Raw genomic sequence first — 26,353 nt, 5'->3', positions numbered from 1 at the left:
ATTGTAAAATTTACAGGTAGTAATGCAATTAATATAAATCAAGGTTTCACAGTTGAAAATGGTGCGGTTTTTACAGCTAAAATTATTAATGAATGTGGTTCCAAATAGACAATTTTAAGATTAATAAATTGAACGTTAGCAATTTTATTAAACCCACAAGTATTTTCGACGATTTATTAGCGAAGTATTCAATTGTTTGTTATAAAAAACCTTGTTTTGTATATTACTTGTTTAGTTCTTACGACGTAATATTAGAACAATAATTCAAAGGCTTTTTTCTCAAAAACTTTGCGGTTTGTACTATGTTTTGTATATATTTGGGTCGCATATTTGGTTGGGGATACTCTGAATGCGGGGTGTGCCAAGTTCAGAAACTCCAACGAAAGCAAGCAAGTAAAAACTTGATAATCAACTAATTAACTCCGCATTCGCTCCAAAATCATCTTGCTTGCGAGTGTTGGAAAAATATTTTTTTTATGAAACGAATCCTAACAATATTATTATTTTTTTACATAAAATCCCATGCTCAATTTACTTTAATTTCTCCTGGAGATACAAATTCAAATATTGTTACCAATACAACTCTAAATGGAGGTCTGGAATTACCAAAACTTACACAAACTCAAATTCAAGCCATTACAAATCCTAAAACAGGTACTCTTGTTTATGACCTTGATTTAAATAGTCTTCGCTTTTATAATGGAAACAGATGGGTTTCAACCAACGAAACAAACTTTTCTCTGCAGGTAGGTGGTGTTGGACAAGATTCTGGAAATAGTATTAAATTCGACAAATATGGTAATTTGTACATTCTTGGCACTTTTTCACAAAACATAGATATAGGTGGTAATACTTTATCATCTTCAGGTTTTACCGATATTTTCATTGCTAAGTTTAATAATGTTGGGAATTTAATGTGGGCTGTCAAGGGAGGTGGAAATGATGAAGATTATGCTTCAGATTTTGTAGTTGAAGATTCTGGGGTACTAACAATTACTGGATATTATTTTGGAAATACAACAATAGGTTCAACTAACGTTAACTCAAACGGTAATTCCGATATTTTTGTCACTCAAATACTTAGTAATGGTACTTTTAACTGGGTGCAGAGTATTGGAGGTCAAATGAATGACCGTTCAACTTCTATATCAAACGACGGAAATGGGAATACTTACGTTGCAGGTTTTTTTAACGGTACTGTGAATTTTAATTCTGTACCTTCAATCACATCTTTAGGGAACTCTGATGCATTATATTTTAAACTCGATTTGGGTGGTTCAGTGTTATGGGCAAATAGATTTGGTGGCCCATCTTCCGATTATTGTAAGTCCATAGTTGCAGACTCTTTTGGCAATATATATGTTACGGGAACTTTTTCAGGGAGTGCAACACAGGGTTCAATTACATTATCAAATACAAATAATAATGATTACTATTACGTTGCCAAAGGCAATCCAAATGGGAGCTTAATATGGGCAAAAAAGGGAGGTGGAAGCGGTGCTTTTGCTTCAGGTCAAGAATTGATTTTAGATAGTAATGGTAATGTTTTAACTACTGGTGACTTTGGGGGATTGGTTACATTTGATGGTATTACGATAAATGCTTCGGGGAGTTCTGTTCTTTTTATTGCAAAATATAATCCAAATGGAGTTCTTCAATCAGTAATCCCTTTCGGAAATAGTACAGGTGCTTCACCGAAAAGGATGTCTAAAGATAATTATGGTAACATATTTATTACAGGTTTTTATAGTGGCAGTATACAATTAGGAAATAAGGTTTTCAGTTCACATGGTGCTACCGATATATTTATATTAAAATTGAATTCAAGTAGCAATCCTATTTTATTGCAGTGCGGAGGAGGTATCGGTTTAGAAATACCAAACGATATAGCAACAAAAGAGGATGGAACAACTTATATAATTGGAGAATTTTCAAATGATATGAATTTGTTTGGCACTCGATTTATTCCTTTCTCAAGTAATTTAGATTGCTTTGTTATTAAGGTTTTTTAAGTCTTTAAATCGTATGCGATGAAATAATTTGACAGCTTTTGTCAAACTCATAGGCTTGTGCGACAAGGCATCATAAAAGTTCAAAGTGTTTACTCTTGATAACTTCTACGCTTTTGGGGCTACTGCTTGCACAGTTACCTGCGACACGTAATTAGAAAAATAATTTACAGTTTTTTTCTCGAAAACTTCGCGGTTTATACTACGTTTTTTATATATTTGAGCCGCTTACTTTTCGGGTGACACTTGGAAAGAAGAGAGTTCAAAGGCTCGAAACTCCAACTCGAAAGCATTGTGTAAAGCTTGATATTTAATTAATTAACTCTAAAATTACTCTAATACCATCACAATGCTGGTCGTTGGACAAAGCAAATGCCTAAGTAACCTCAAATCAGCAAAAACCTTTATTAGATTGGCAGCATGAAACTGCTTCTACAGTAGCTAAATAGCTTAAGATTTGAGTAAGGAAAGTAGATGACTTAATCTGAAGATGAATTCTATTCTTAAGTCTCAAATAGGTTTCATCTACTTTCCAACTTAGGAAATCTACAGTCGTAAATTTATCCTAATTACTCCTTTTAATCAATCATTCTTAGTTTTTTTCTATAGTGAGAATCTAAACGATTCCACCGAAGGTACGTATGCAAATATGAGTGAACGAAAAGAAAAAAGGAGGTAAATCTATTAGAAATACACGACATAAAATCAATTTTTCGATTTTTCTAACTTCTCAATTCTATCTAAAAGTTTCTTGTTTTCTTTATTTAATTCTATTATATATAAAGTCAATTCTTCCACCTTTTCAATAAGATTTTTGCTCATTTCGCCTAATGGTATTCCATTCTTTTCAATTTCAGAAGCTGGAGGAATATTAGGTAAATGCCTCTCTTTCAAGATAGACTGTTCCAATTCAACTAATGGTTTGAGTTTATAATTTTCACCAAAAACATAATCAGGCCATGAGCCTGCGGCTAAAGTTGTGACTACATCTGTTGAAATGATTTTGCCCACAACACTCAAAGCAAAGCCTGCGGCGGGTCTTGAACTATTACTTCCGATTAACATATTCCCATTGATATGTAACTTTGCTTTTGGCCTATATGTCCCAATTCCTGTATTACCCCAACTAGGTTGTAATACTAAATAATTATTGAAATTTGAGTTAGACCACAGCACCAATGAGGTATCAGTAGGGTAAACAGCTCCACCAAAGGCTTTTTCATTAGCAGTATAAAAGTTGATACCAGTACCGCCTATATTCAGCACTCTTCCATAGGTTGACCCATTATATCCAATACCGACCCTACCGTCATCTCTCACCCTCATTAAGGTATCACCTAATGAGTTCCTTATTGTCATGGTATTACTACTAGAAGTAGTACCACTTCCAATAATATCTAATCGTGAAATGGGTACTCCTGGCCCCGAAAAACCACCTATACCTACATTACCGTTTTGGCTAAAATAATGTCTTGGCGTAATATTTGTTCCTCCATTAGTGGTAGTATACCATCTCAAATCTGCTCCAGCACCAGTAGTAGCCATTTGCCATTCGTTAGCACCTGGGTAACCAAATCTTATTAAACCAGAACTGGAATTTACAAAAATGTCACCACCATTTACGTGTAATTTGTGGTTTGGTGAAGTTGTTCCAATTCCTACATTTCCATCTGATCCAATAGTTAATCGAGGATTTGCCTGAATACCTAAGTGCAATTTACCCGTAGTATTTCCTGCACCAGTACCAAAATCAACATCTTCGCTATTCCCTGAATAAGAACCCCAATAACCTCGGTACACACCACCTTCAAAAATTGACATATACATCGGAGCAGTTCCATTGAATTGAGCCACATAATTTGACGTAGTGCTTACATCTAATGGAGCAGCTGGTGATGAAGTACCAACACCTACCCTCCCTCCAGTTTTATAAACATCATTACCATTAACTGACCATGGACCAGAAGTAAATAAATCAATCCATGAAGTAGCATTCCGATACCATAATGTTTGGGTTTCATTATTGTAAACCAACATACCTTGTACTGGAGTTGTTATTTTGGCATTTATGTCAGCTAAGTTCGTGTAGCGAGGCACACTGACACTTTTTGAATCAATAATTGTAGCTGCTACCTGAGCAAATGTAATATTAGAATAACCTAACAATACGAGAAATAAAACTATTTTTTTCATGGTTTTTTTAATTATTATAATGAAACAATCAATATTTAAATTTCTGTATTATTAGCAAGATTACAAATAAAAATTAATAAAATTAACTGAGCGGTAAAGACATGAAAATTTTCGTCATATTTTCGCCTAAACTTTAACGATTTGGATAAATCCTAATTTAGTCGAGTTATCGGCTGTTGTTACAAGAGTATCAGAAAAGACGAAAAATATTTCTTCAAAGAGGTTTTATAACATCTCTTGAAGTTATAAAAAAAAGCGTTCGGGAGAAAACGAAAAGCTTGTGCGATTTCAATCTATGTTCAAAATTACAGCAACGAAGCTATCTTTAGTTACAGACTAAAATAAGTGAGGCAGTTTCGGTCTCATCAATCACTAATGTTACACTATTTCCTATCTTCAAATCAGATTTAGATAAAGGCTCCGTTGAATTTTTAATTCTCGTATACTGCTGGAATAGTTTTACAGTTTTTATCTCAAAGGCTCGGTCTACTGGACAAAAGCGAAGATTTCAACCGTTAATTCCATCAGATTTTCTATTCAAACTGTAAAGCTTTTTAGACTCGGTCGGCATTTAATCAGCGTGGAGTTTTATATGCCTTTTTTACAAAAACTTCTCGTCAATTCGTTGCTTTATTAGGTTTTTGTCAGCACTTTTGTCGGGTGACATTCAGAAGGTGTTGATGTGCAAAGTTTTTTTGCTCCAACGTGAAGCATTATCTAAAGGCTTGGTAATTAACAAATTAACTCTAAAACCAATCCAAAACAATAACAATGATAGTCGTTGGAACGTTTTGTTCAACAATACAAAAAATACAACAAAACTTTCGCATAATTGAAAGTTATCTGATATACTGATGTAAGCCTACTAATATTGAAACTTAAATGAGACGAATTAACAATATAATCTCCACAATAAACACCGTTTTATTTTTCAGCTTGTTTATAACTTTGACCTCTTGCAACGGACAAACTAAAACAAGAAATTCAAAGGATATTACTGACAATCCTATGATAGAAACGAAAATCAGTTTACCAGATGGAATTAGTTCACAAACAATGTTTCGGTGTTCAATGAAAGATAAAGATGGCAATCTTTGGTTTGGTACAACTGGTGCTGGCGTATATAAGTATGACGGAAAACTATTTACCCACTATTCAGAAAAAGAAGGGCTTTCAAGCAATTTTGTTGTCAGTATTGCCCAAGACATAAAAGGCAGTATTTGGGTTGCTACCAACGATGGACTATGTTATAGTGACGGAAATAATTTCGAGCGTTTAGTAATTCACAACTTCGAAAGTCCAAAATCTAATATTATCACTAACAATTTACCAGCAAAAAAGATACAAGTATTTTGTGTTATTGGAGACAAAAATGGTAACATTTGGTTTGGAACAGAAAGTGAAGGTTTGTGGAAATATGATGGACATCAATTAACCAATTTTAAATATGCCGATAGCAAATGGAAAGAGGTAAACAATATGAGCTCAATAAACTACCAACATCAAGGTTTTGTATCGGCAATTGTGGAAGACAAAAAAGGCAATATTTGGTTTAGTTCATCTACAAATGGTTTAAACTATTATGATGGAAAATCATTTGTGGTAGTTGGTAAGAATAGCTCTGCTATTCATACATTGCAGTTAATAGAAGATACGATAGGTAATATTTGGATGGCCACAAGACTCAATGGCATTTGCCGTTACAATGGAAAGACACTCGAAAGCTTTTTAGAAAAAGATGGCGTTTCTGATAATATGGCAAGTTCTTTATATGAAGCAAAAAACGGCAAAATATGGTTTGGTAGTTTAGGCAAGGCTGGCACAAGCGGAGGTGGCTTAAAAGGTATAACAGTATATGATGGAAATAATTTTACACCAATTGCATCGACAGGTATGAGAAACAATCAAGTTTGGACTATTATAGAAGATAATATTGGAAATATTTGGGTTGGAACAAAAGAATTTGGGCTATATCGCTATGATGGAACAACATTTACTGAATTTACTACACAATAGAAAAAGCATATCCATCATCTGATATTACAAGGTTTCAACACTTGACCAAAGTCCTAACTTAGTAACAGATACTCTTACGGCATTATTAGAATCATCGTTACGCTAAAATCCAGCTAATTTTGAAGCTTTCTATTATTCATTTTTAATTATTAACTACTTAAATTATTTATCAAAAAAATTATTACTTTTTTTTTTAGATAAGTACATTTATCTTTTTGATGTATAAAAAAGTACTAATTGGTAATTTTTTTAAATTATATAGAATTTTATTTCAATACTTCGGATTTATTTCAACTGAATTCGAGGTTTTGCTACAAAAACTAATTGCTACTATAAAAAAATGATTGCTACAAAAGGCAAAATGAGTTAAAATATTGATAATTAAATAGTTACAAATAAAAAGAAATGAATTTCTTCTTCGTCACAACAATTTCAAAACACAAAAGTCTTTCTCAAATAAGAAAGACTTTTGTGTTTTGAAGAAAATTTATTTGAATTTTTATGTTTATTTAATTGTTTCAACCCATTTACGAGCATTTACAAATGCTTCAATCCATGGTGATACTTCGTCTTTTTGTTCTCTATCAGGATAATTTGCCCAGTTCCAAGGGAACGTTGACCGTTCGATATGTGGCATCATTACTAAATGTCTTCCTGTTTTATCACACATCATGGCAGTATTGTAATCAGAACCATTTGGATTGGCAGGGTAGCCTTCATAACCATACTTTGCAACGATATTGTATTGTTCCTCTGAATACGGTAAAGTAAACTTTCCTTCGCCATGTGAAACCCAAACCCCTAATGTAGCACCTTCCAGTGTTGAAAGCATGACAGAGTTGTTTTTTTGAACTTTTACCGAGGTAAAAATACTTTCGTGCTTGTGAGAAATATTATGGTGAAGTTTTCCATGAACCTCATGTTCAGGATTAATCAATTCCAATTCCATTAATAACTGGCAACCGTTACAGATTCCGACTGAAAGAGTGTCTTCTCTTTTGAAGAAGTTTTTCAAAGCTGTATTGGCTTTTTCATTGTATAAAAATGCCCCAGCCCAACCTTTCGCTGAACCTAAAACATCTGAATTGGAAAAACCTCCCACTGCACCAATAAATTGAATATCTTCCAAAGTTTCACGTCCAGAAATTAAATCTGTCATGTGTACGTCTTTTACATCAAAACCTGCCAAATACATTGCATTTGCCATTTCACGTTCGGAATTACTTCCCTTTTCACGGATAATAGCTGCTTTAGGTCTTGGCTTAGTTGTATCAACCATTGGTTTTTTTCCATCAAAATGATTTGGGAAAATATATTTTAATGGTTGGTTTTTATAGTTTTTGTAGCGTTCTAATGAAACTCCATTTTTAGATTGTTTTGAATCTAATAAATAGGATGTTTTGTACCAAGTATCTCTTAATTCTGAAACATTGAAGATAAAGTTATCTTCGTTGTTTTTGATACTCACTAAATTTCCTTCAACTACTTGTCCAATATTAAATATTTCAATATTGTTTTGTGCAAAAGTAACTTCAATACTTTCATCTGCTTGGAATATGATACCAATGTTTTCGTTGAATAATATTTTTACACTGTCAATTTCACCTAAAGAACTTAAATCATAACTTGCTCCTAAATTTACATCCGCAAAGCACATTTCTAAGAGAGTTGTGACTAAGCCTCCACTTCCAATATCATGTCCTGCTACGATTTTGTTAACTTTAATAAGGTCTTGAAGCACATTAAATGCCTTTTTGAAATAAGCAGCGTCAGTAATGGTTGGAACTTCTTTTCCCACTTTATTTAAAATCTGAGCAAAAGAACTGCCGCCTAATTTGAACGAATCTTGTGAAAGATTTAAATAATAGATATTACCTCTGTTTTTTTTCAAAACTGGTTCAACCACTTTCGTAATATCCGAACAATTTCCCCCTGCAGAAATGATAACAGTACCAGGTGCTATTACTTCGGTATTTGGATACTTTTGTTTCATTGATAGTGAATCTTTTCCTGTCGGAATATTGATTCCTAATTCAATTGCAAAGTCTGAACACCCTTTTACTGCTTCATATAATCGTGCATCTTCTCCTGCATTATTACAAGCCCACATCCAGTTGGCAGAAAGTGACACAGATTTTAAACCCTCTTTTAAAGGAGCAAATACGATGTTTGACAATGATTCACCAATAGCTGTTCTTGAGGCTGCTACTGGGTCAATTAAAGCTGAAACTGGAGAATGACCGATGGTTGTTGCTATACCTTCCTTTCCTTTAAAATCTAATGCCATTACGCCTACATTATTCAATGGAAGCTGTAATGGGCCTACACATTGTTGTTTGGCTACTCGTCCCCCAACGCAGCGATCAACTTTATTGGTAAGCCAATCTTTACAGGCTACTGCTTCCAATTGGAGTACTTGATTGAGATAGGTTGGAATATTTTCACTTGAATAGTTTAAGTCACTATAATTTCGCTTTATAGTTTTATCATCCATTATCATTTTTGGCGAACTACCAAACATGTCATCAATAGCAAAATCCATTGGTTTTGCTCCAGTCGATTTTGATTCAAAAGTAAAGCGATGATTGTTGGTTACTTCACCCACCGTGTACATGGGCGAACGTTCACGGTCTGCTATGCGTTGAAGTGTTCCTAAGTCATTCTCACCAATTACCAAACCCATTCGCTCTTGTGACTCATTTCCAATAATTTCTTTGGCTGAAAGTGTTGGATCGCCAATAGGCAATTTATCTAAATTGATTAGTCCGCCTGTTTCTTCAACTAATTCAGAAAGACAGTTGAGGTGACCGCCAGCACCGTGATCATGAATGGAAACAATTGGATTATGGTCACTTTCAACCAAGCCACGAATGGCATTAGCAGCACGTTTTTGCATTTCAGGATTAGAGCGTTGAATTGCATTTAATTCAATTCCTGAGCCAAATGCTCCAGTGTCAGCTGATGAAACTGCTGCACCACCCATTCCAATTCGATAGTTTTCACCTCCTAAAATGACGACTTTATCACCTTCAGTTGGTTTGTGTTTTTTTGCCTGACTTTCTTTACCGTAACCAACTCCGCCTGCCATCATGATTACCTTATCAAAACCTAATTTTCGGGCATCCTCTTCATGTTCAAAAGTTAGTACCGAACCTGTGATGAGAGGCTGACCGAATTTATTTCCAAAATCAGAAGCTCCATTGGAAGCTTTGATTAGAATATCCATTGGTGTTTGATACAACCATGTTCTTTCATTCATACCTTTTTCCCAAGGTCTGCTCTCTTCTAAACGTGAATAGGAGGTCATGTAAACTGCTGTGCCTGCTAAAGGTAATGAACCTTGTCCGCCAGCCAATCTATCACGAATTTCTCCACCCGAACCTGTGGCAGCACCATTAAAAGGCTCTACTGTTGTTGGGAAATTATGAGTTTCTGCCTTTATCGAAATAACAGAATCGAATTCTTTTTCAGAATAAAAATCTGGTTTATCTGCACTCAAAGGAGCGAATTGAGTTACTTTTGGCCCTTTGATAAATGCAACATTATCCTTATAAGCCGATACAATATCGTTAGGATTTAGTTCCGATGTTTTTTTGATTAATTTAAAAAGAGATGTTTCTTTTGCTACTCCATCAATAACAAAAGTTCCATTGAAAATTTTGTGACGACAGTGTTCTGAATTTACCTGAGAGAAACCAAATACTTCTGAATCAGTTAGTTTTCTTCCTAATTTTAGTGAAAGATTATTCAAATATTCAACCTCTTCAATGCTTAATGAGAGACCTTCATTTTTATTATAAGCATCGATATCTTCAATTTCTAAAATTGGTTCAGGTTTGATATTGATTGAATAAATTGACTGATTGAGTTGCGTATATTTCTGCGAAAGCATCGGGTCGAAGTCATTAAAATCGGCAGCCGTTTCTTTGAATTCTTCAATTCTTACAATACCAGAAATGCCCATATTTTGTGTAATTTCAACAGCATTGGTACTCCAAGGCGTTATCATTGCTGCACGAGGACCAACAAAATAGGCATCTAACGATGCCTCACTTGAATTGGTGATTGTGTATTTATAATCACTTTGGCTATTGAAGAGCCAATGCAATTTTTTGATGTCTTCATTTGAAAGAATTTCTTGCGTTTGAACTGCAAAAACAGTGTTGGACGGGCTTCCGAAGAAATGAATCATTTGCGTTGTTATTTCGATATGGTTTGAAAACGCAAAATTAATTTAATTAAACGAACAAAGCGAGAAATAATAAACCGAATGCAAATAGTTTTAAATATGGTTTTTCTAAATTTTTTAACTTATAAAAATTGTTATATAATTGCTTAGAATTATTTTATAAATAAAGTGTTGATGCTTATTGATTTGAATTTATGAAGTCATTGAATTTTTAAAATAATAAATTCTATCGTATTATTGAAGAGTAAAAAATGCTTGAAAGATTTTTTTATTCGACTTTTTGATAAAAATACGAAATGCCATTTTCGACGTCATCATAAGTTACTGGTTCTTTATTTTTATAAAATTCAAAAAAACTTAATAAGCCAAAATCACCAGAACACATCGACGTATGTGCTAATAATATACCAATGATTGTCAAAGTCCAAGTTGCATTTACAAGGCATAATAAAATACTTAAAATGGATGTAATTATGACAAAAGGCGAAAGAGCAATAATTTCAAACTCTTTCTTATTGGCAACAAATTTGTCAGCAAGAGCCATAAAGTAGAATTTTTTTATATTAGCACTGTAAGAAGTATTGGTGGCTCCCTGTGATTTGTAAGCTAATACATGAATATATTCGTGAATTGGCAATAATACAAAGGCAATTCCCAATCCATAACAAAAATGTGTTAATCTATTTTCAATATTATAGGAAGGTTTGTCAAAACCTTCCATGAAAGCATATCCAGCTAAAATGAAAACGAAGAAGTTGCATAGATAGTAGGTAATTGAGTATTTTGTAGATTTCTTAATATATGTTTGTATAAAAGGAACTAATTCTTGGTGTCCTAAACTGTCAAGCAATATATATCCATTATCTTCTAACTCTTCAGGTTTGATTTTCATTTTTCAGATTGGTTTTTTTCAAAGACAGAATAAGTAACTATAATTGTTCTATTTTTGAATAAAAACCTGTTATGTATCAAATTGTTATTTTTTTTGTCAATTTTTACAATTTGATAATATAGAGAAAGTGTTTAATAAGACTAATATTTAAGCTTGTGTTTCTTCTATAACTGATTTTAATTTGACAAGATACTTTTTCATGTCGGTTTTTGTGACCCAATTGATGATAAATGTTGGCAAAGTAAAACCAATACCATGTTTGACTATACTTTTGTCAAATTCTATACTATAATTCACATTTGTTTGCATGGGTGAAATAAATTCGACTTGTCTAGTACTTTTCAAAAAGAACGGAGAGTTTTCTAAAGTTTGATAAATAACCTGTTTTTCAGTAAGAAAATCAATACATTTTAAATGTAAAATTTGATTAGGTACACGTTTAGATAAAAATGAATCTTCGGTGGCAATTACATTGATTTGAGGTTTACTTGACATTGAAGTGCTATTTATCTCCTTCCTCCATAATTTGTCATTTTCAAGATTTGAAATAAAATCAAAGACGGTTTTAATATCTCTATTGATATTTATTTTGGCTGATGCTTGAATACCCATTGGGAATTGACTGAAAAATAGTGTATTTGAATCTAAACAATTGAAGCAAGTTTTGTAAAAGATGAAAATGTGTAAATGATTGATATTCAATAATTTAGTTGTTGGTAGTTCAGTACTTAAATTACTTTGCACTAAAATTCATTAAGCAACTCGCAAAATCTTCTCCATTTTTCGTCCTTTAGCCAATTCATCGACTAATTTGTCCAAATATCTTACTTGTTTTGTTAGATTATTTTCAATTTCTTCTATGCGATAACCACAAATTAAACCAGTAATAAGGTGTGCATGAGGATTTAATGAGGCATTTTGAAAGAATTTTTCAAAAGATGCTTTCTCTTCAATGAGTTTTTGTAGTTTGTTTAAGTCATAGCCAGTTAGCCACTCAATCACTTGATGTAATTCTTCTTTGGTTCTATCTTTTTTTTCAATTTTTGCAACATAAAGAGGATAGACAGTCGCAAAAGTCATTTTTGCCATACGTTCATCATGCTGAGCTGTATTTTTCATAATCTTATTTTTACTTGTCAATAATTTTAAAGCCCACAGAGCTCAAATAAAACATCTTTTGTATCCTACAAAAATAATATTTTACATTGATTTTTACTAAAAATAGTATGTATAAGTGTCATTAATTATTCCTAAGATATTGAGTAAATTTATTGGTTATTAAAAAAAGTAAACATAAGTTTCTAACTTAAAGTTGAGTTAGTATTTATTAACCTATTTATTGTATATTTCGGACGCCAACGATTGATTAATCTGAATAAAAGTTATGACCCAAATCTGTATTAAGTCCATCTTTTTTTTATTGATATTACTTTTTTCCAACAAAATTCAAGCACAAAACCTGACTTTTAATAAAATTACAACCAAAAATGGGCTTTCTTCAAATAATGTTTTAGGAATTACAAAAGACACACAAGGTTTTTTATGGCTGGCTACCAACTTAGGGGTTTCACGATATGATGGTTATCAATTTCAAACTTTTGGAGCAATATCCAGCCCAAATGGATTGGCAATTTCAAAAGATGGTATATTATGGTTTAGTAATGAAAAGGGCCTTTTTTCATTAAATACTAAATCAATGATTTTGACACTAAAAATCTCTAATATTTTAAGCGATAATATTCCAGACAACGATCATTACAATGGTGTTTTTGTTGATAGACAAGGTGTTGTTTGGTCAACAGATTTTCATCATATAAAATCTTATGACCCCCAAAACAAACACCTTACATATTACAAAGTCCTGAATGAGAATCAACAAAACCCAAATCTGGCAAAATTTGTAGAAGATTCCGAAAACAACCTCTGGTCGGTGAGTCCGCTTGGTTTGGCAAGATTTGATAAAAATAGAAAAAAATGGATAACATATTTGGCAGAAAAAAACTTATTATCGTTGACATTTGATACAAATACTCAAACACTTTGGTTGGGGAATCAGCATGGAGAATTATTAAATTTCAACCCAAGAAGCAAGACTCTATTAAAGAAATACAGCATGAATGAGTCAGTTGAGCAAATTCAATTTTTGAATAAGCAATATCTTATGTGTATTTCTCACAATACTCTTTTTCTTTTTGATATTTACAAAAAAAACTTTGAAAAGATAGAAAATATTGAGGAAGATATTACCTTAAATACATTTTTTATCGACAAACAAAAGACCGAACTTTGGCTTGGAACAAATGAAGGTTTAATGAAGAAAGAAGCTATCAATCAACTCATTAGGCAAGTTTTGATTCCTAAAAACATTCTGAGTTATCCTGCTTCCGTTCGTTGTTTTGAAGTAGAGGATGAACAAAATTTTTTACTTGGAATGAGTTCGGGCGATGTACTTCGATGGAATAAAACAAGCAATAAATTTACGAAAATTACGCAGTTACCTTCAACAGAAATCAGTACCATAAAAGTCGTTAAAAATAATATTTATATCGGAAGTAATAAAAGTCTGATTGTAAAAAAACAAGGCGGAATCATTGAGAAACTTCTTTCACACGGAGTGAATGATATTGAACTCGACGACCAAAATCGACTTTGGATTTTAGCTCCTAATCAACCAATCATTGTCTTTGATTTTAACAAAAAAGAATTCATTAAACCTTGGAAAAAAAATCCTAACCCAATTTTTTTTAAGGAAAACCTATTCTTGAAACTACAATTTACGTCGGATAAAAAAATGTGGCTGGCAGGTTGGATTCCGAGTGGTTTTGGCATAGCTTGTTTTGATTTGAAAACCAACGAGTTTCAAGAATTAAGTTCTATTAATGACCATAAGCGATTCGTAACTGATTATTACCTTGATGTTTCGTCCACACCAAAGGGCGATTTGTTGTTTTCAGGCTATGGTGGTTTTAATCGATTGAATGCGAAAGGTATTATTGTAGATGAAGTTCATGCAGAGGAATTGAAGCCAATATTTGCTGATGGTCAGTGCTTTGCAATAGCAGAGGATCAAAACGGAAATACATGGATTGGTACTGCTGAAGGTTTAATTTGTATATCAAAAGATAAGCAAATCAACCGATTTACACAGTTTGATGGACTTTTAAATAATGATATTCGGAATGGCTTTTTGATGACAAAAAATGAACTTTTCCTTGGACATAAGAGGGGTTTTTCAATCTTGAATTTGGAAAATGTTGGTATAAAGAACATAAGCAATCAATTGCAACTTAGTAGAGTGAATATTTTAGGCACGCAATATCAGGTTGATTTATCAAAAACTCTCGTTTTTTCTCGTCAGCAGAATAACCTAAGTTTTGCTTTTAGCCCACTTAATTTCGAGAATCAAGCCCAAAATAAATTTCGTTATCGACTTACAGCGATGAACGAAAAATGGATTGAAAATGGCGTAAATCCAACCATTACCTTTTCAAATTTGAAACAAGGAGAATACGAATTGGAAGTTCAATATGCCGAAATTGCCAGTAGTTGGAATACAAATACATTAAAAATAAAATTTGAAATTTTGCCAGCTTGGTATGAAACACTATGGTTTAAAATCTTACTTGGATTAATTTTGATAGGCTTAGTTAATGGCATTTATTGGTATCGACTCAATGAGTTTAAAAAAATACAAGCTATAAGAAACCGAATATCATCTGATTTACATGATGAAATTGGCACTTCTTTGAGCAGTATTGGCATTTTAGGTGGTTTGGTCATACAAAAACTTGGAGAAAATCATCCAAGTTTTACTTATGCTGAAATGATTAGCGAAGAAGCAAAACAAGCTGGAACTGCCATTGACTATATTATTTGGAATATAAATCCGCAGTTTGATAACCTCGAAAGTTTGTTTACTCGTATCAACTCTGAAGCTGCTGAACTTATCGAAGCAAAGGGAATTCAATATGAATATGAAGCCCATAATTTAGATAATAAAAGTATGTCTATGGAGAAAAAAAGAAATGTTTATTTAATATGTAAAGAATTGATAAACAACGCTTTAAAACATAGTCAATGTACGATAATAGCTTTAAGATGTCGCTTAAAAGCTAATCAATTAGAAATTCTTTTTTCTGATAATGGTAGGGGATTTGATATTAATTTGCCATCTAATCGGAATGGGGTGAAAAATGTTAAAACTCGTGTACAAGAACTAAAAGGAACTTGCGAAATCAAAAGTGAAACAGGTAATGGTACTCGATATGAGTTGAAAATTCCACTTCGTTGATATGTAAATGAAAATTGTTCCACAAACTTTCCCTAAATGGGTTATTTCTTGTCAACCAAGAATTTCCGAAATTTGTATCAAAAAAAGTCATGATAAAGATATCCATCTACGAAGATAATATACGTTTGAGCCAACTTTTGTCATTGATGATTGAAAGCACCGAAGGTTTTGAACTGATGGCTTGTCATGAAAATTGTATGAATGCACTCCAAAATACGTTGATTGAACGACCAGATGTAATTGTAATGGATATTGATATGCCCCAACGTAATGGTATTGAAGGCGTGGTTGAAATCAAGAGTCATTTTCCACTAATCAAAATTATTATGCACACAGTTTTTGATGGAAATGAGCATTTGTTTGAATGCCTCAGCAAAGGTGCCGATGGCTATATTCTTAAAAAAGATTCTTCAACTCGTCTTATACAGGCTATTAAGGAAGTAAATGAGGGCGGAGCTCCAATGTCGCCCTTTATTGCCAACAAAGTGTTACAATCCTTTCGCAAACAGATAGTTACTGACGATTTTAACCTCACTGACCGAGAAATTGAGGTGCTTACTTACCTTGCTAAAGGTTTTTCTTACCGCATGATTTCGATAGAATTGAACATTTCGGTCGAAACGGTCAGACGCCACATTAAGAATACGTATCAGAAACTTCACGTGCAATGTGGACCAGAAGCAGTTGCCAAAGCTATTCGCAGCGGAATCATCCATTCTTAAAATGATTCGAATGACCCAAAAGGGTTATTGACATTATGAATTATTGAGTAAACGGTCTGAAACCCATTGCATTTCCCCCAATCATGGCATTGATGATAATTCCTATTGTGAGCAATTTTGTACAAAAAAATGCCTCATGAAATATATAATCGTTGCCTTATTTATTTTAATTAGTTTTCGAGTATTTTCTCAATTACTCATTAATCCGAGTGGAGCTGTTAATGTTTACGAAAAAGAATCGCTGTACTTCAATCACAGTAATAATTTTTTACAGCTTAAAAATTCAGGTATTTCAATCTTGAAAGAAGATGTTGGAGGAACTCAATTCTTTGAAACGATCGTCAATTCTACAAACTATTCAACCACAACCAATTCAAGTATTGTACAAACATACACTCCAACTGTTGATGGTTTGATAGTTTATGTGGACATTGATGGAATTGATCAAAATCCGAATTTAGGTACAAGGGTAATTACAAATTGTATTTTAGAAATTATTGATTTGGCAAATAATACAATTATCGCCACCAGCGATGAAAGCTTACTGAATGTTGGACTCAACTGCCGTCCAAATAGGCCTTGTCCACCTAAAGATTATGTACGTTTTAGTCTTTCTCCATTTCCGCTCAGACTTCAAGCTGGTAAACAATATGCCATACAATTAAAAAATAGTTCACCACAGTTTCAAGCTGCTATTTCTTGTGAAAACATTTATAAGTATGGTTCAACAAATATTGTATGTCAAAGTCAGACAGAAAAAGCTGATTTGAATTTTAGAACTGTTTTTATGGGTATTCAGGAACTTGTTCGTATTGACCAAGAAGGCAATGCTTCATTCAATAATATTTATGGTAATAATATAAGCGGATCTGCTTTACAAGTTGGTGGACTTGACATTAAACCATTCAAATCTGGAAACATTTCGATTGGAACAAGTAATACTAAATGTAAGGATGTTAATTTAAATTTTGGAGAGCCATTTTCAAACATTTCTTGCATTGTTGCAAATGAACCATCCACTGATTTTCCAGATTGTTTCGCTGTTTCACTTCGTAAATATTTGACTGATCCATTAACAGGTTTCCAAATAGGTGCAGTTATGAGGGTTTGTCGCATTGATGATAATGCTTGGGGACAAAATCCACGAATTTTATATCAATACCAACCTCTCAATTGAATAGAATAATTAAAAAAATATATTACTTTTTCATTTATCATAAACTCATGAAAATATATCAAATTTTAATTTTAATGCTTGTAGGTAGCTTGACTTTTGCTCAATCTCCGATAGCTAAAGGAGAGCATTATGCCACAATCAATGGTTTAAAACTTCATTATGAAATCAGTGGCAAAGGCCCAGTTTGTATATTTCCAACACCAGGTTGGGGACCCAATCTTGATGCCTATAAAAATTCAATGCCTGAACTTGAAAAATATTTTACGGTAGTTTGGCTTGATACTCGTGCATCTGGAAAATCAGAGGCTTCTGAAAAACCTGAAGATTATCAAACTGCAGATTTTGTGGAAGATATTGAAAAACTACGTCAACACCTTAAACAAGATAAAATTTGGGTTATGGGACATTCGATGGGTGGTTGGCAAGTTTTAAATTATGGTATAAAATACAATAAAAATTTAAACGGTATAATTGCCATTGCAGCTTTCGCAGGACTGGATAAGCTTGCACAATCTGAGTTTGTGAAAGCAATAGAAAAACGTAAAAATGAACCATATTATAAAATTGGCTCGGCAATTTTATTAGGAACTGATACTACTAAACGCACACTGAGTGAAGAAATGCCCAACATTATGCCTTTTTATTTTCATGACCAAATTAATCTTTCTAAATTCTTTGCTGTAGAAAATGTACAACTAAGCCAAAAAGCTTGGGAAATGACCTCAAAGGGTGGCTTAGGCTCAGAACGTATGCTTGATTTACTACCAAAAATTACAGTTCCTACGCTTATAGTTGTTGGTGATGATGATTTTATTTGCGATCGAGTTTCACACGCAGCTCGGATACATAAAGGAATCAAAAACTCAAAACTTTCTGTCATCAAAAATGCTGGACATTTCATTTGGATTGAACAATCTGAAGCATTTTATAAATCAATATCTGATTGGTTGAAAACTAAAAAATAAAAATCATGAAAAATAGCATTCTTACTTATCTCATACTCATTGTAGTGTGGGGAGGCAATACTTATGCCCAAAGCAATACTATGACTCCGCAAGGAATTATGTTTCCTCAGCTTACAACCGCCCAAATCGGTGCAATTTATGGTCAAACTAAAGGTATGATGGTATTCGACAAAGAATTAAATTTAATCAAATATTGGGACGGTGCTATCTGGCAAACTATGAATAATGGAGGTTCTGGCGGGGCATGGCAAACTTATGGTTCAGATCAGTATAGCACTAATATTGGTAATATTGGTATTGGAACTCAATCGCCAGATACAAAACTTCATGTGGTTCATCCAGGTGGAGCAGGTGTAAAAATAAGTGCTGCTGACGGTTCACGTAATTCATCTTTTTTAGATTTACAGGCCGATGGAAATGGCTATTCAGGAGTAAGGTTGTATAATAATAACTTTTTTAAATGGGCTATTTACAATGATTCTGAAAGATTATTGTTCGTGAATTATTATGGTGTGAATGCTATGATTGTAAGTGGTCAAAATGACGGTATTATTTTACCTCTTGGTTTGAAAGTAAATGAAAGTGGCGTTCTTATCAAAGATATACGATTTGGCATTTTAGCGATCGGCAGTAGTACAAATAATAGCTATTCACAGCCGATTACTTTTCAGAATCCTATGCCTAATGCCAATTATACAGTTACACTTACGCAAAACTCACTCACCAATGACGATGATTTCTTTCAAATGCAAGTGCGGAACAAAACTGCATCTGGATTTACTGTTTGGGTCAAACGTCGTGATGCCAATACGGGTTGGGGGCAAAATTTACAAGTATCATGGATAGCAATTGCAGGCCAATAAAAACAAAAAAAATGGATAATTTCTTAGAAATACAACGACCATATATTGCCAAAGGCTTTATAAGGATTAGGCATAAAGGGAAGCAAATTTATATCAAAACTTCTGAGGTCGTACTACTCGAAAGTGATATTAATTATACTCATATTCATTTGAGTTCAGGAAAGATACTGATTTCTTCTCGCAATCTTTCATTGTTCGAATTCATGCTGAAAGATACACTTTCTTTTATTAGACCCAACCGAAGGCAAGTTGTAAATATTGACTATTTATCGAACTTTTCAATTGAAAATCCAACCAAAGAGCTACAACTTACCAATGGTTTGAGTATCAATATTTCCCGTAGAAAAAGTCAAAAAATTACAGAATTGTTTATAAATCAGCTTTAAATCTCATCTTTCAAGTATGAAAAAAATATTTTTTATATCAATAAATTACTTCATTCTAAATTGCTGCTTTGGACAGAAAATGGCGGTGCCATATTATTCGGCATCACAAATCAAAGTTTATGATTTGGCTGCAAATCCTGCAACTTTAATGACTACTTTCAGCGTTGTTGGTCCAAGTAATGTTAGTTATAAACCAAACTGTGTTGCATTTTACAACAACGAAATGTTTGTGGGTTATGATGAACCTACGGCCGATGGCTTTTTGCATTACAAAGGTGTTTTGATCTCTGGACGAACATTAACTTATACCTCAGTTACCAAAGTAACAACTGGTCGAGTAACGACTGAAATCGTAGTTAATCAAGCTAATGGAACATTATATGTGGCGTGTGGTTTTGGCGAGTCTAAACGTAGAGTAATTAAAATACCGCGAGATGGTACAGGAAATTATAGCGGTGGAGGTATTTTTCAGAATACGCCAGCCCTTAAAAATAATCAATTCTATTCAGGAATTGGAGGAATTACTCGAAATACCGAAGGTGATGTTTTTGTTACTGACCTATCAGATAATAGAATTTTAAAATGGGCTACTGATAATACATTGGCATCCCCAACACAATTTTTATGTTCTACTGCTGTTAACTCTGTTGCCTGTACTGATGCTTTTCTTAATTCTGATAACCAATCTTCCAAACTTTTTTCACTACCAGAAGGTATCGTTTTAGATGCAAACGGAAACCTTTGGTACTCCAATAATAATGATAGTTATTCACCAACACTCGATGCAAGTGGCGGTTCGTTAGTTAAGCTTAAAAGTGCTTTAATCAATCAGGTTGCTGGGGGAAGTCAAATTGCTATTACAAATCAAAACGCAACAATTTATACAAAAACCAGTGCAAAATTCGGTGGTTTGGCACGTATTGGTAATTTTATTTATGCCAATGACCAAGGAAATAACAAAGTTTGGAAATTTGACCCAAGTAATGGTTCTTTTACCGATATTGGAATTTTGGCAACTTATCCAGGGAATGGGCAATGTGCTGAGGTATCGTCGTCTATTTTTCCTGCATTTGCAATTACTCAATGTGCCTATCCGAATTTTGGTGGAACAATCGTAAGATTGGGAAACCAGACAAGTGTGAGTATAAGAGTTACTCTTGACATTACCACTCCAGGAAACGTTACAATAAATGCCAGTGGAACTAACTTCTCAGGAACAGCTACGCAAAATTTTGCCAACGCAGGTGTACAAAACATGTTTTTGAATGTAGATTATAATGGACAGGGGGTAGCTGGTATCCGAACCATAACTTTAAGTTCACCAAGTTTAGGGGCAGGTACATGCTCGCTCACTGTGCCTGTATATGATGGATTTTTTACTTTTGGAGATTGTGAAAATAGTTTACTTAGTGGCACTTTTACGCAAGGTGTCGCAGCAACACGAAATATCACTATTCCAATTTCCGTGTCTAAAGCTGGCACAGCTACCATCAACATCATATCAAGTGAGTTTTCGGGAAGCCTTACAACCAATCTCGTACTCAATCAAACAAATATCACAATTCCAATTACCTATACTCCTAATAATCCAAGCAATACAGGCGAAACAATTACATTCGCCTGCAATGAAGCCATTGGTTTTTATCCAACTTTGCCAGCTTTTTGTTATAAAAGTATTACAATAAACCCTGCACCTTCTAATTGTCCTGAGTTGCTCACACTTCCACAAGATGACCCAACTTCTGCAAACATCAGCAATGGTAGTAGAACTTTTAAGGCAAAAGGAATAGCTGCATCCAACCTCATTAGTAATGTTGGTACAAGTGTTATTTATACTGCCGAAAAAAATATCCTACTAACTGTAGGGTTTAAAGCAGATAGAGGTGCTGTTTTCTCAGCTAAAATCGAAAACTGTCCGCAAGCAAATCAGGCTCAAACTATGTATATTGAAGGCAGACATTTGTATGACACTAATCGCCAAAAAGTAATTCCAGTTGGCTTAAATTATCCAACGGATTATTGGCAATTTTCTGGCACAAATGAGTTTATCAATGAAGTAGATAAAATTGGAGCAAACATGGCTCGTATTGTTTGGTTTCAGAATGCTGTTGCTAATACTTCTCATACTGATGTTGATTTAGACTCAATCATCACACGTTTTGCACGCAAGAAAATTATTCCACTTGTAAATATTTGGGATGGCTTCAATGGTTGTCCGAATGACCCTAACAAATTAAATGCTGTAAATGGCTATATGTCATGGTGGACAAATCCAAACAGAGTTGCGATGTTCAACAAACATAAAAAATACTTAATAATCAATTTAGTCAATGAGTTGGGTTTTGGATATGGCTATAATCCGAATAATCAGACCGATGTGGCAGCTTTTACTAACTGGAGAAACCAATATAAAACTGCCATTACAAGCCTACGGAATGCGGGCTTACATGTTCCAATCATGATTGATGCTCCACTTTGTGGTCAAAGTTTAGCACTTGTCAACCAAGCAGCCAGTGAACTGATTACTCATGACCCTGATCATAATATTATTTTTAGTGTTCATGCCTACTGGGCAGAAAGTGACCAAACCAATGAAATAACAACCGCAGTCAATAATAATTTCCCTATTATTTTTGGTGAAATTGCCAATAAGCAAGTGGGTGCTGATAGTTATGATCCCGTAACCGTCGGGTATTCAGAATGCTACTATGGCATTGATGGTACAGCCGTAGAACACACCGCACCATCGGGCTTTAATTATAAAAATCTCTTACCACTACTTAAAACAAAGGAAATTGGATGGTTATCTTGGGAGTGGTTTAATGACTCGTGTTCATCTCGCAATATGACTACTGATGGTAAATTTATAAATTTAACTACTTTTGGACAAGATGTGGTCAATAATGCAACTTATGGTATTAAAAATATAGCTGTGAAGAGTAATGGTTTTTAGTAAAAAAACTAATGAAAAATGTTTTAAAATAAGATTTCTAAGTTTTCCATAGGAGTTACATTTTATGGAAAATTTAGAAACTAATCTATTCTATTTTGGATTTCTTTATGAAGCCAAAATAGAAACATATTGAACAAAGAATCAGGTGTATCAGGCCTCTTGTGTAACCTACATCTGAATTTTGAACAATGTCGGTTCCTAAAACTGGGATAGAAACTTTGACAAAAGCAAGGTAAATCTGAATCCCACCGCTTACAAAAAATGCTCCAGTTAAAAACTTTCTGAAGTCAGCACTTCTATAAACATAATACCCAGTAGCGATGATTAGTACAAATATGAGAAAGATGTATAAAACTAACATGCTATTTGAATGATTGAATGTAGTCAAAATAATGTTTTTTTTGATTTTACAATCTATAAAAGATTTATAATAAGGTGTTTATGTTAAATTTTTGGTCTTAAAGTTTTTTGTAATTTAAGGTCTGAATGTTTAAAAATGGATTCCATAAAATACAATTAAAACTTCATTTAAGCACTTTCATCAAACATAATTTCGTCTGAGCTTCCTATCTTGTAGTATGGTTTTTCTATTGGTAAAGTAAAATAAAAAGATGAACCTTCACCTTCAATACTTTCCACCCATATTTCACCACCATTTTTCTCTAAAAATCCCTTAACCAGTAATAATCCAATACCTGCTCCTTTATTCTTTTTCCTTGTTTCAGAAAGAGTTTTCATCTGTGGGGTAAATAGTTTTTCGATAATATCATTTGACATGCCAATACCATTGTCTTTAATCTGTACAATAATTTTGTCATTCATACTTTTTGATGAAATTGTTACTTTACCTCCTTTTACTATATGTTTAATTGCATTTGACACAATATTGTGAATGATTGAAATTAACATTTTCCCATCTGCAAATACGGATATATTTTCTTCAATTTCATGATGCAGATTAATTGCATTTATGGACGCAGATTCGCTCAAAGTATCAAAAACTTTATCAATATATTGCGTTAAATTTATTTTTTGTGGAGAAAATACATCCGAAGCATATTTTATTCTTGCCCATTCGACTAAATAATCTAACATTTCTAATTCATCCACTGAAGATTTATATATTAAATTGAGCATTTCCTGAACATTCTCTGATTTCATTTTTTGAAAATTTGTTTTCAGATATTTTGTTGATCCTATAATTGAAGATAAAGGACTTCTTAAATCATGAGATAATATTGCAAGAACTCCTTCTTTGTGAGCGTTAAGTTCCTCCAGTTCTTTCATATATTTTTTTATAGCATCTTCTGACTTTTTCCTTTCAGTTAAATCTCGCAATATTTTAACATATCCCAACATCTCCCCATTTAATCCAATGAGAGGAAATACTAATCCATAAGCATAAAACAAACTTTTGTCTTTTGCAATGTGCCATCTATTATCCGTAGCTCTTCCTTCTTTTAAAGCTGTTTCAATTTCTTTTTTAGGAATACCATTTTTTAAATCATCTTCTGTAAATATTAAGTCAAATTGTTCTCCAATCACTTCTTCAGTTTCATAGCCAAATATTTTTGTTGAGCCAGAACTCCAACTATTAATAACAAATTCATTATCTATTGTAAAGATTGAATAATCTTGTAAACTGTCAATTATTTGACTATAAAATTCGGCAGTAGGTACATACTTATTTTTAAGAATTTTAGAACTCTCTTGTTTGTTTGTCATTGGGTATTTTTTAATATTTTGCTGAATTTTAAAGATGATAAATTGACAGTATCTATTTGGCAGATGTGTTTTTAGGAGTGTTGTACGCTGTACATTAGGCAGGAATGAACAAACAATTCTTGAATCTGAACAATTTTATTTTAATGTACAATCATCAAAGATACGAATTTTTTTTTGGTTCTTAACTTCAAACTGATATAACCTAAGTTTTTTGAACTTATTTATGCTTATAACTTTTGTTTTTTTTTTAATATTTGATAGAAATGTATTTAAAAATAGACTTTATTGGTAAATGAAAGAAGTGAAATGCTAATGATTACTAAACAGAGCTAAAAAGCCATTCATTAGATTCTTTCCGGTGTATGGCTTTTTTTGAAGATGTAAAATTATTTCTTAAAAATAACGACTTTATTATAAAGCTGAAATATTACAGATCCAACTAATCCATATTATTAAATATTGCCTTGATCGGTCACTTGTATGCACTCTATATCTGTACTAAACCCATGTGTCATTTCTAGTTGGTGCTGTCCAATTGGGTTATTATTGAGCCACCAAAAAATCAGTCGAAATTTGTTTATGTAATTTTATCAGTCAAAGCCATTGCTTTGGAATGCTCAATTGCTATTAATTTTGAGCTTTTTTAGGAGATTTTGTAGTTCTATATGCCTGTATCGAAAGAATCGTTCCTTAAATGTTTTCTTCAATCAATTGGCTCCCAAAGTTCAATCTTGTTGCCTTCTAGGTCAATAATGTGTACAAACTTTCCATAATCAAAAGTTTCAATTTTGTCTAAAATTGTTACGCCTCCACTTTTAAGTTGTTCTACAAGAGCTTCCAAATTGTCAACTCTATAGTTTATCATAAAGTCTTTTGAGGATGGTTCAAAGTAGTTCGTAGTTTCAGCAAACGGACTCCATTGAGTAGAGCCTTGTTTTGATGGGTCTTCTGCCTCTCGCCACTCAAAGTTTGCTCCATATTGGTTTGTTTCAAGCCCTAAATGCGTTTTATACCATTCATTCATTTTATTGGGGTCTTTGCATTTAAAGAAAATGCCACCAATTCCAGTTACTTTTTTCATTTTTGTATTGCTAATTTTTTTGAGATCAGTTAAGTTTAAAATATTAGTTTTAAAACTTTTATCTTTATTATCAATTTTGGCTGATAATTTGATTTGTTTCTTGCGATTATTTTGATTAAAATTAATAGCTAAAATAAGCGAGAATTTATTTAAAAAGCTATCCTTTGATGAAGGTTTTTAATAAAAGTTGAACATGTTCAGATCTGCCAATGGGTTCGATAAATAATATAAATACATTAACAAAAATGGCAAGATAAGTTGCTGGATGTTTGACTTTACCGTATTTCCATGCACCAAATAATAGCATTCCAATAATAAATATTTGAGTATAATAAATTGGAGTAATGATATTTATGTTAGGAAACTCTTTTACATGTATTCCTATGTACACATTTTGAATTCCACGGGCAAGTGCTGGCATCATAATCAAAAAAACAGTTGATATTAACCACCAAGCATGATCTTCTACGTCTTTTCTATAAATAATACTTTTTATAATCGCATATCCAAAGGCTATCATCATTACTATTTCTACAGCTGCAAAGCCAAAAAAGAACCAAGGTTCAAATGGACCAAACTGCTTTGGAGCCGCTAATGAATTTTGTGTTGTTACAATATCTCTATGCATCATACTTAATGCAGTTAAACATACGCCTCCAGCTATGAACATGCCGATGATTCCGTTAGTTCGATGCTTCGACATCTGTTTATGTGTAGCAAAGTATGGTTGAATAATTAAATAAATATACCATGCAGTTCCAGTCCAATAATGTATATGTACAGACCAAGCATTCTCAGAAAAATCGCCCCAATAATCTCCGAAAATTCCAAGTTGCATGATAATCATAGGAAAAATCATCCATTTATGAAGGCTTGAATATTTACTCATAT

The 26,353-nt window shown here is 33.1% G+C and carries 18 protein-coding genes; 10 read left to right on the top strand and 8 right to left on the bottom strand.

Annotated elements, in window-relative coordinates; all coding sequences use genetic code 11:
- Both ACQUQZ_RS10785 and ACQUQZ_RS10780 read left to right on the top strand, forming a co-directional pair.
- Nucleotides 1-108 carry a 3-coathanger stack domain-containing protein gene (locus tag ACQUQZ_RS10785; RefSeq protein ID WP_435357648.1) on the top strand — a complete coding sequence of 36 codons (108 nt, stop codon included), beginning with the start codon at nt 1-3 and terminating at the stop codon, nt 106-108.
- 368 nt (nt 109-476) lie between these two features.
- On the top strand, nt 477-2,012 hold the full coding sequence (locus tag ACQUQZ_RS10780) for an SBBP repeat-containing protein (protein ID WP_435354948.1): 1,536 nt from the start codon (nt 477-479) through the stop codon (nt 2,010-2,012).
- Nucleotides 2,013-2,714: 702 nt separating this feature from the next.
- On the opposite strand, the gene ACQUQZ_RS10775 is transcribed toward ACQUQZ_RS10780, so the two are convergent.
- Entirely contained in the window at nt 2,715-4,202 is a 1,488-nt protein-coding gene (locus tag ACQUQZ_RS10775) for a hypothetical protein (protein WP_435354947.1), read from the bottom strand.
- Nucleotides 4,203-5,210: 1,008 nt separating this feature from the next.
- On the opposite strand from ACQUQZ_RS10775, the gene ACQUQZ_RS10770 reads away from it, so the two are divergent.
- Complete coding sequence (locus ACQUQZ_RS10770; protein ID WP_435354946.1) at nt 5,211-6,218, top strand: ligand-binding sensor domain-containing protein; 1,008 nt, start codon at nt 5,211-5,213, stop codon at nt 6,216-6,218.
- Between the two features lie 505 nt (nt 6,219-6,723).
- On the opposite strand, the gene purL is transcribed toward ACQUQZ_RS10770, so the two are convergent.
- From purL to ACQUQZ_RS10750, 4 genes are all read right to left on the bottom strand, one after another.
- A complete protein-coding gene (purL, locus tag ACQUQZ_RS10765; protein ID WP_435354945.1) occupies nt 6,724-10,410 on the bottom strand; it encodes a phosphoribosylformylglycinamidine synthase in 3,687 nt (1,228 codons plus the stop codon).
- Nucleotides 10,411-10,675: 265 nt separating this feature from the next.
- Nucleotides 10,676-11,299, bottom strand: coding sequence for a DUF3267 domain-containing protein (locus ACQUQZ_RS10760; RefSeq protein WP_435354944.1), 624 nt, complete (start codon nt 11,297-11,299; stop codon nt 10,676-10,678).
- Nucleotides 11,300-11,446: 147 nt separating this feature from the next.
- Nucleotides 11,447-11,911 carry a hypothetical protein gene (locus ACQUQZ_RS10755; RefSeq protein WP_435354943.1) on the bottom strand — a complete coding sequence of 155 codons (465 nt, stop codon included), beginning with the start codon at nt 11,909-11,911 and terminating at the stop codon, nt 11,447-11,449.
- Between the two features lie 141 nt (nt 11,912-12,052).
- The gene (locus ACQUQZ_RS10750) at nt 12,053-12,418 is read right to left on the bottom strand and encodes a DUF2200 domain-containing protein (RefSeq protein WP_435354942.1); all 366 of its coding nucleotides are present in this window, start codon (nt 12,416-12,418) and stop codon (nt 12,053-12,055) included.
- Between the two features lie 265 nt (nt 12,419-12,683).
- On the opposite strand from ACQUQZ_RS10750, the gene ACQUQZ_RS10745 reads away from it, so the two are divergent.
- From ACQUQZ_RS10745 to ACQUQZ_RS10715, 7 genes are all read left to right on the top strand, one after another.
- Complete coding sequence (locus ACQUQZ_RS10745; protein WP_435354941.1) at nt 12,684-15,590, top strand: two-component regulator propeller domain-containing protein; 2,907 nt, start codon at nt 12,684-12,686, stop codon at nt 15,588-15,590.
- An 89-nt stretch (nt 15,591-15,679) separates the two neighbouring features.
- Nucleotides 15,680-16,312: a response regulator transcription factor gene (locus ACQUQZ_RS10740; protein ID WP_435354940.1), complete on the top strand. Its 633-nt coding sequence runs from the start codon at nt 15,680-15,682 to the stop codon at nt 16,310-16,312.
- A 136-nt stretch (nt 16,313-16,448) separates the two neighbouring features.
- Nucleotides 16,449-17,489: a hypothetical protein gene (locus ACQUQZ_RS10735; RefSeq protein ID WP_435354939.1), complete on the top strand. Its 1,041-nt coding sequence runs from the start codon at nt 16,449-16,451 to the stop codon at nt 17,487-17,489.
- A gap of 47 nt (nt 17,490-17,536) precedes the next feature.
- On the top strand, nt 17,537-18,454 hold the full coding sequence (locus tag ACQUQZ_RS10730) for an alpha/beta fold hydrolase (protein WP_435354938.1): 918 nt from the start codon (nt 17,537-17,539) through the stop codon (nt 18,452-18,454).
- A gap of 5 nt (nt 18,455-18,459) precedes the next feature.
- The gene (locus ACQUQZ_RS10725) at nt 18,460-19,317 is read left to right on the top strand and encodes a hypothetical protein (RefSeq protein WP_435354937.1); all 858 of its coding nucleotides are present in this window, start codon (nt 18,460-18,462) and stop codon (nt 19,315-19,317) included.
- A gap of 11 nt (nt 19,318-19,328) precedes the next feature.
- A complete protein-coding gene (locus ACQUQZ_RS10720; protein WP_435354936.1) occupies nt 19,329-19,703 on the top strand; it encodes a LytTR family transcriptional regulator DNA-binding domain-containing protein in 375 nt (124 codons plus the stop codon).
- A gap of 16 nt (nt 19,704-19,719) precedes the next feature.
- Nucleotides 19,720-22,656 (top strand): 3-coathanger stack domain-containing protein, encoded by a 2,937-nt coding sequence (locus ACQUQZ_RS10715; RefSeq protein ID WP_435354935.1) that lies wholly within the window; start codon nt 19,720-19,722, stop codon nt 22,654-22,656.
- 528 nt (nt 22,657-23,184) lie between these two features.
- Here the strand turns inward: ACQUQZ_RS10715 and ACQUQZ_RS10710 are convergent.
- From ACQUQZ_RS10710 to ACQUQZ_RS10700, 3 genes are all read right to left on the bottom strand, one after another.
- Nucleotides 23,185-24,381 carry a PAS domain-containing sensor histidine kinase gene (locus ACQUQZ_RS10710; protein ID WP_435354934.1) on the bottom strand — a complete coding sequence of 399 codons (1,197 nt, stop codon included), beginning with the start codon at nt 24,379-24,381 and terminating at the stop codon, nt 23,185-23,187.
- 703 nt (nt 24,382-25,084) lie between these two features.
- Nucleotides 25,085-25,462 carry a VOC family protein gene (locus ACQUQZ_RS10705; RefSeq protein ID WP_435354933.1) on the bottom strand — a complete coding sequence of 126 codons (378 nt, stop codon included), beginning with the start codon at nt 25,460-25,462 and terminating at the stop codon, nt 25,085-25,087.
- 157 nt (nt 25,463-25,619) lie between these two features.
- Nucleotides 25,620-26,351, bottom strand: a complete 732-nt coding sequence (locus tag ACQUQZ_RS10700; protein ID WP_435354932.1) for a hypothetical protein — start codon at nt 26,349-26,351, stop codon at nt 25,620-25,622.
- Nucleotides 26,352-26,353: the final 2 nt, after the last annotated feature.

This window comes from Emticicia sp. SJ17W-69 (assembly GCF_051209875.1).
Taxonomy (GTDB): Bacteria; Bacteroidota; Bacteroidia; order Cytophagales; family Spirosomataceae; genus Emticicia.
The sequence above is the reverse complement of the archived record's forward strand: the minus strand, read 5'-3'. Positions and strand labels throughout refer to the sequence as shown.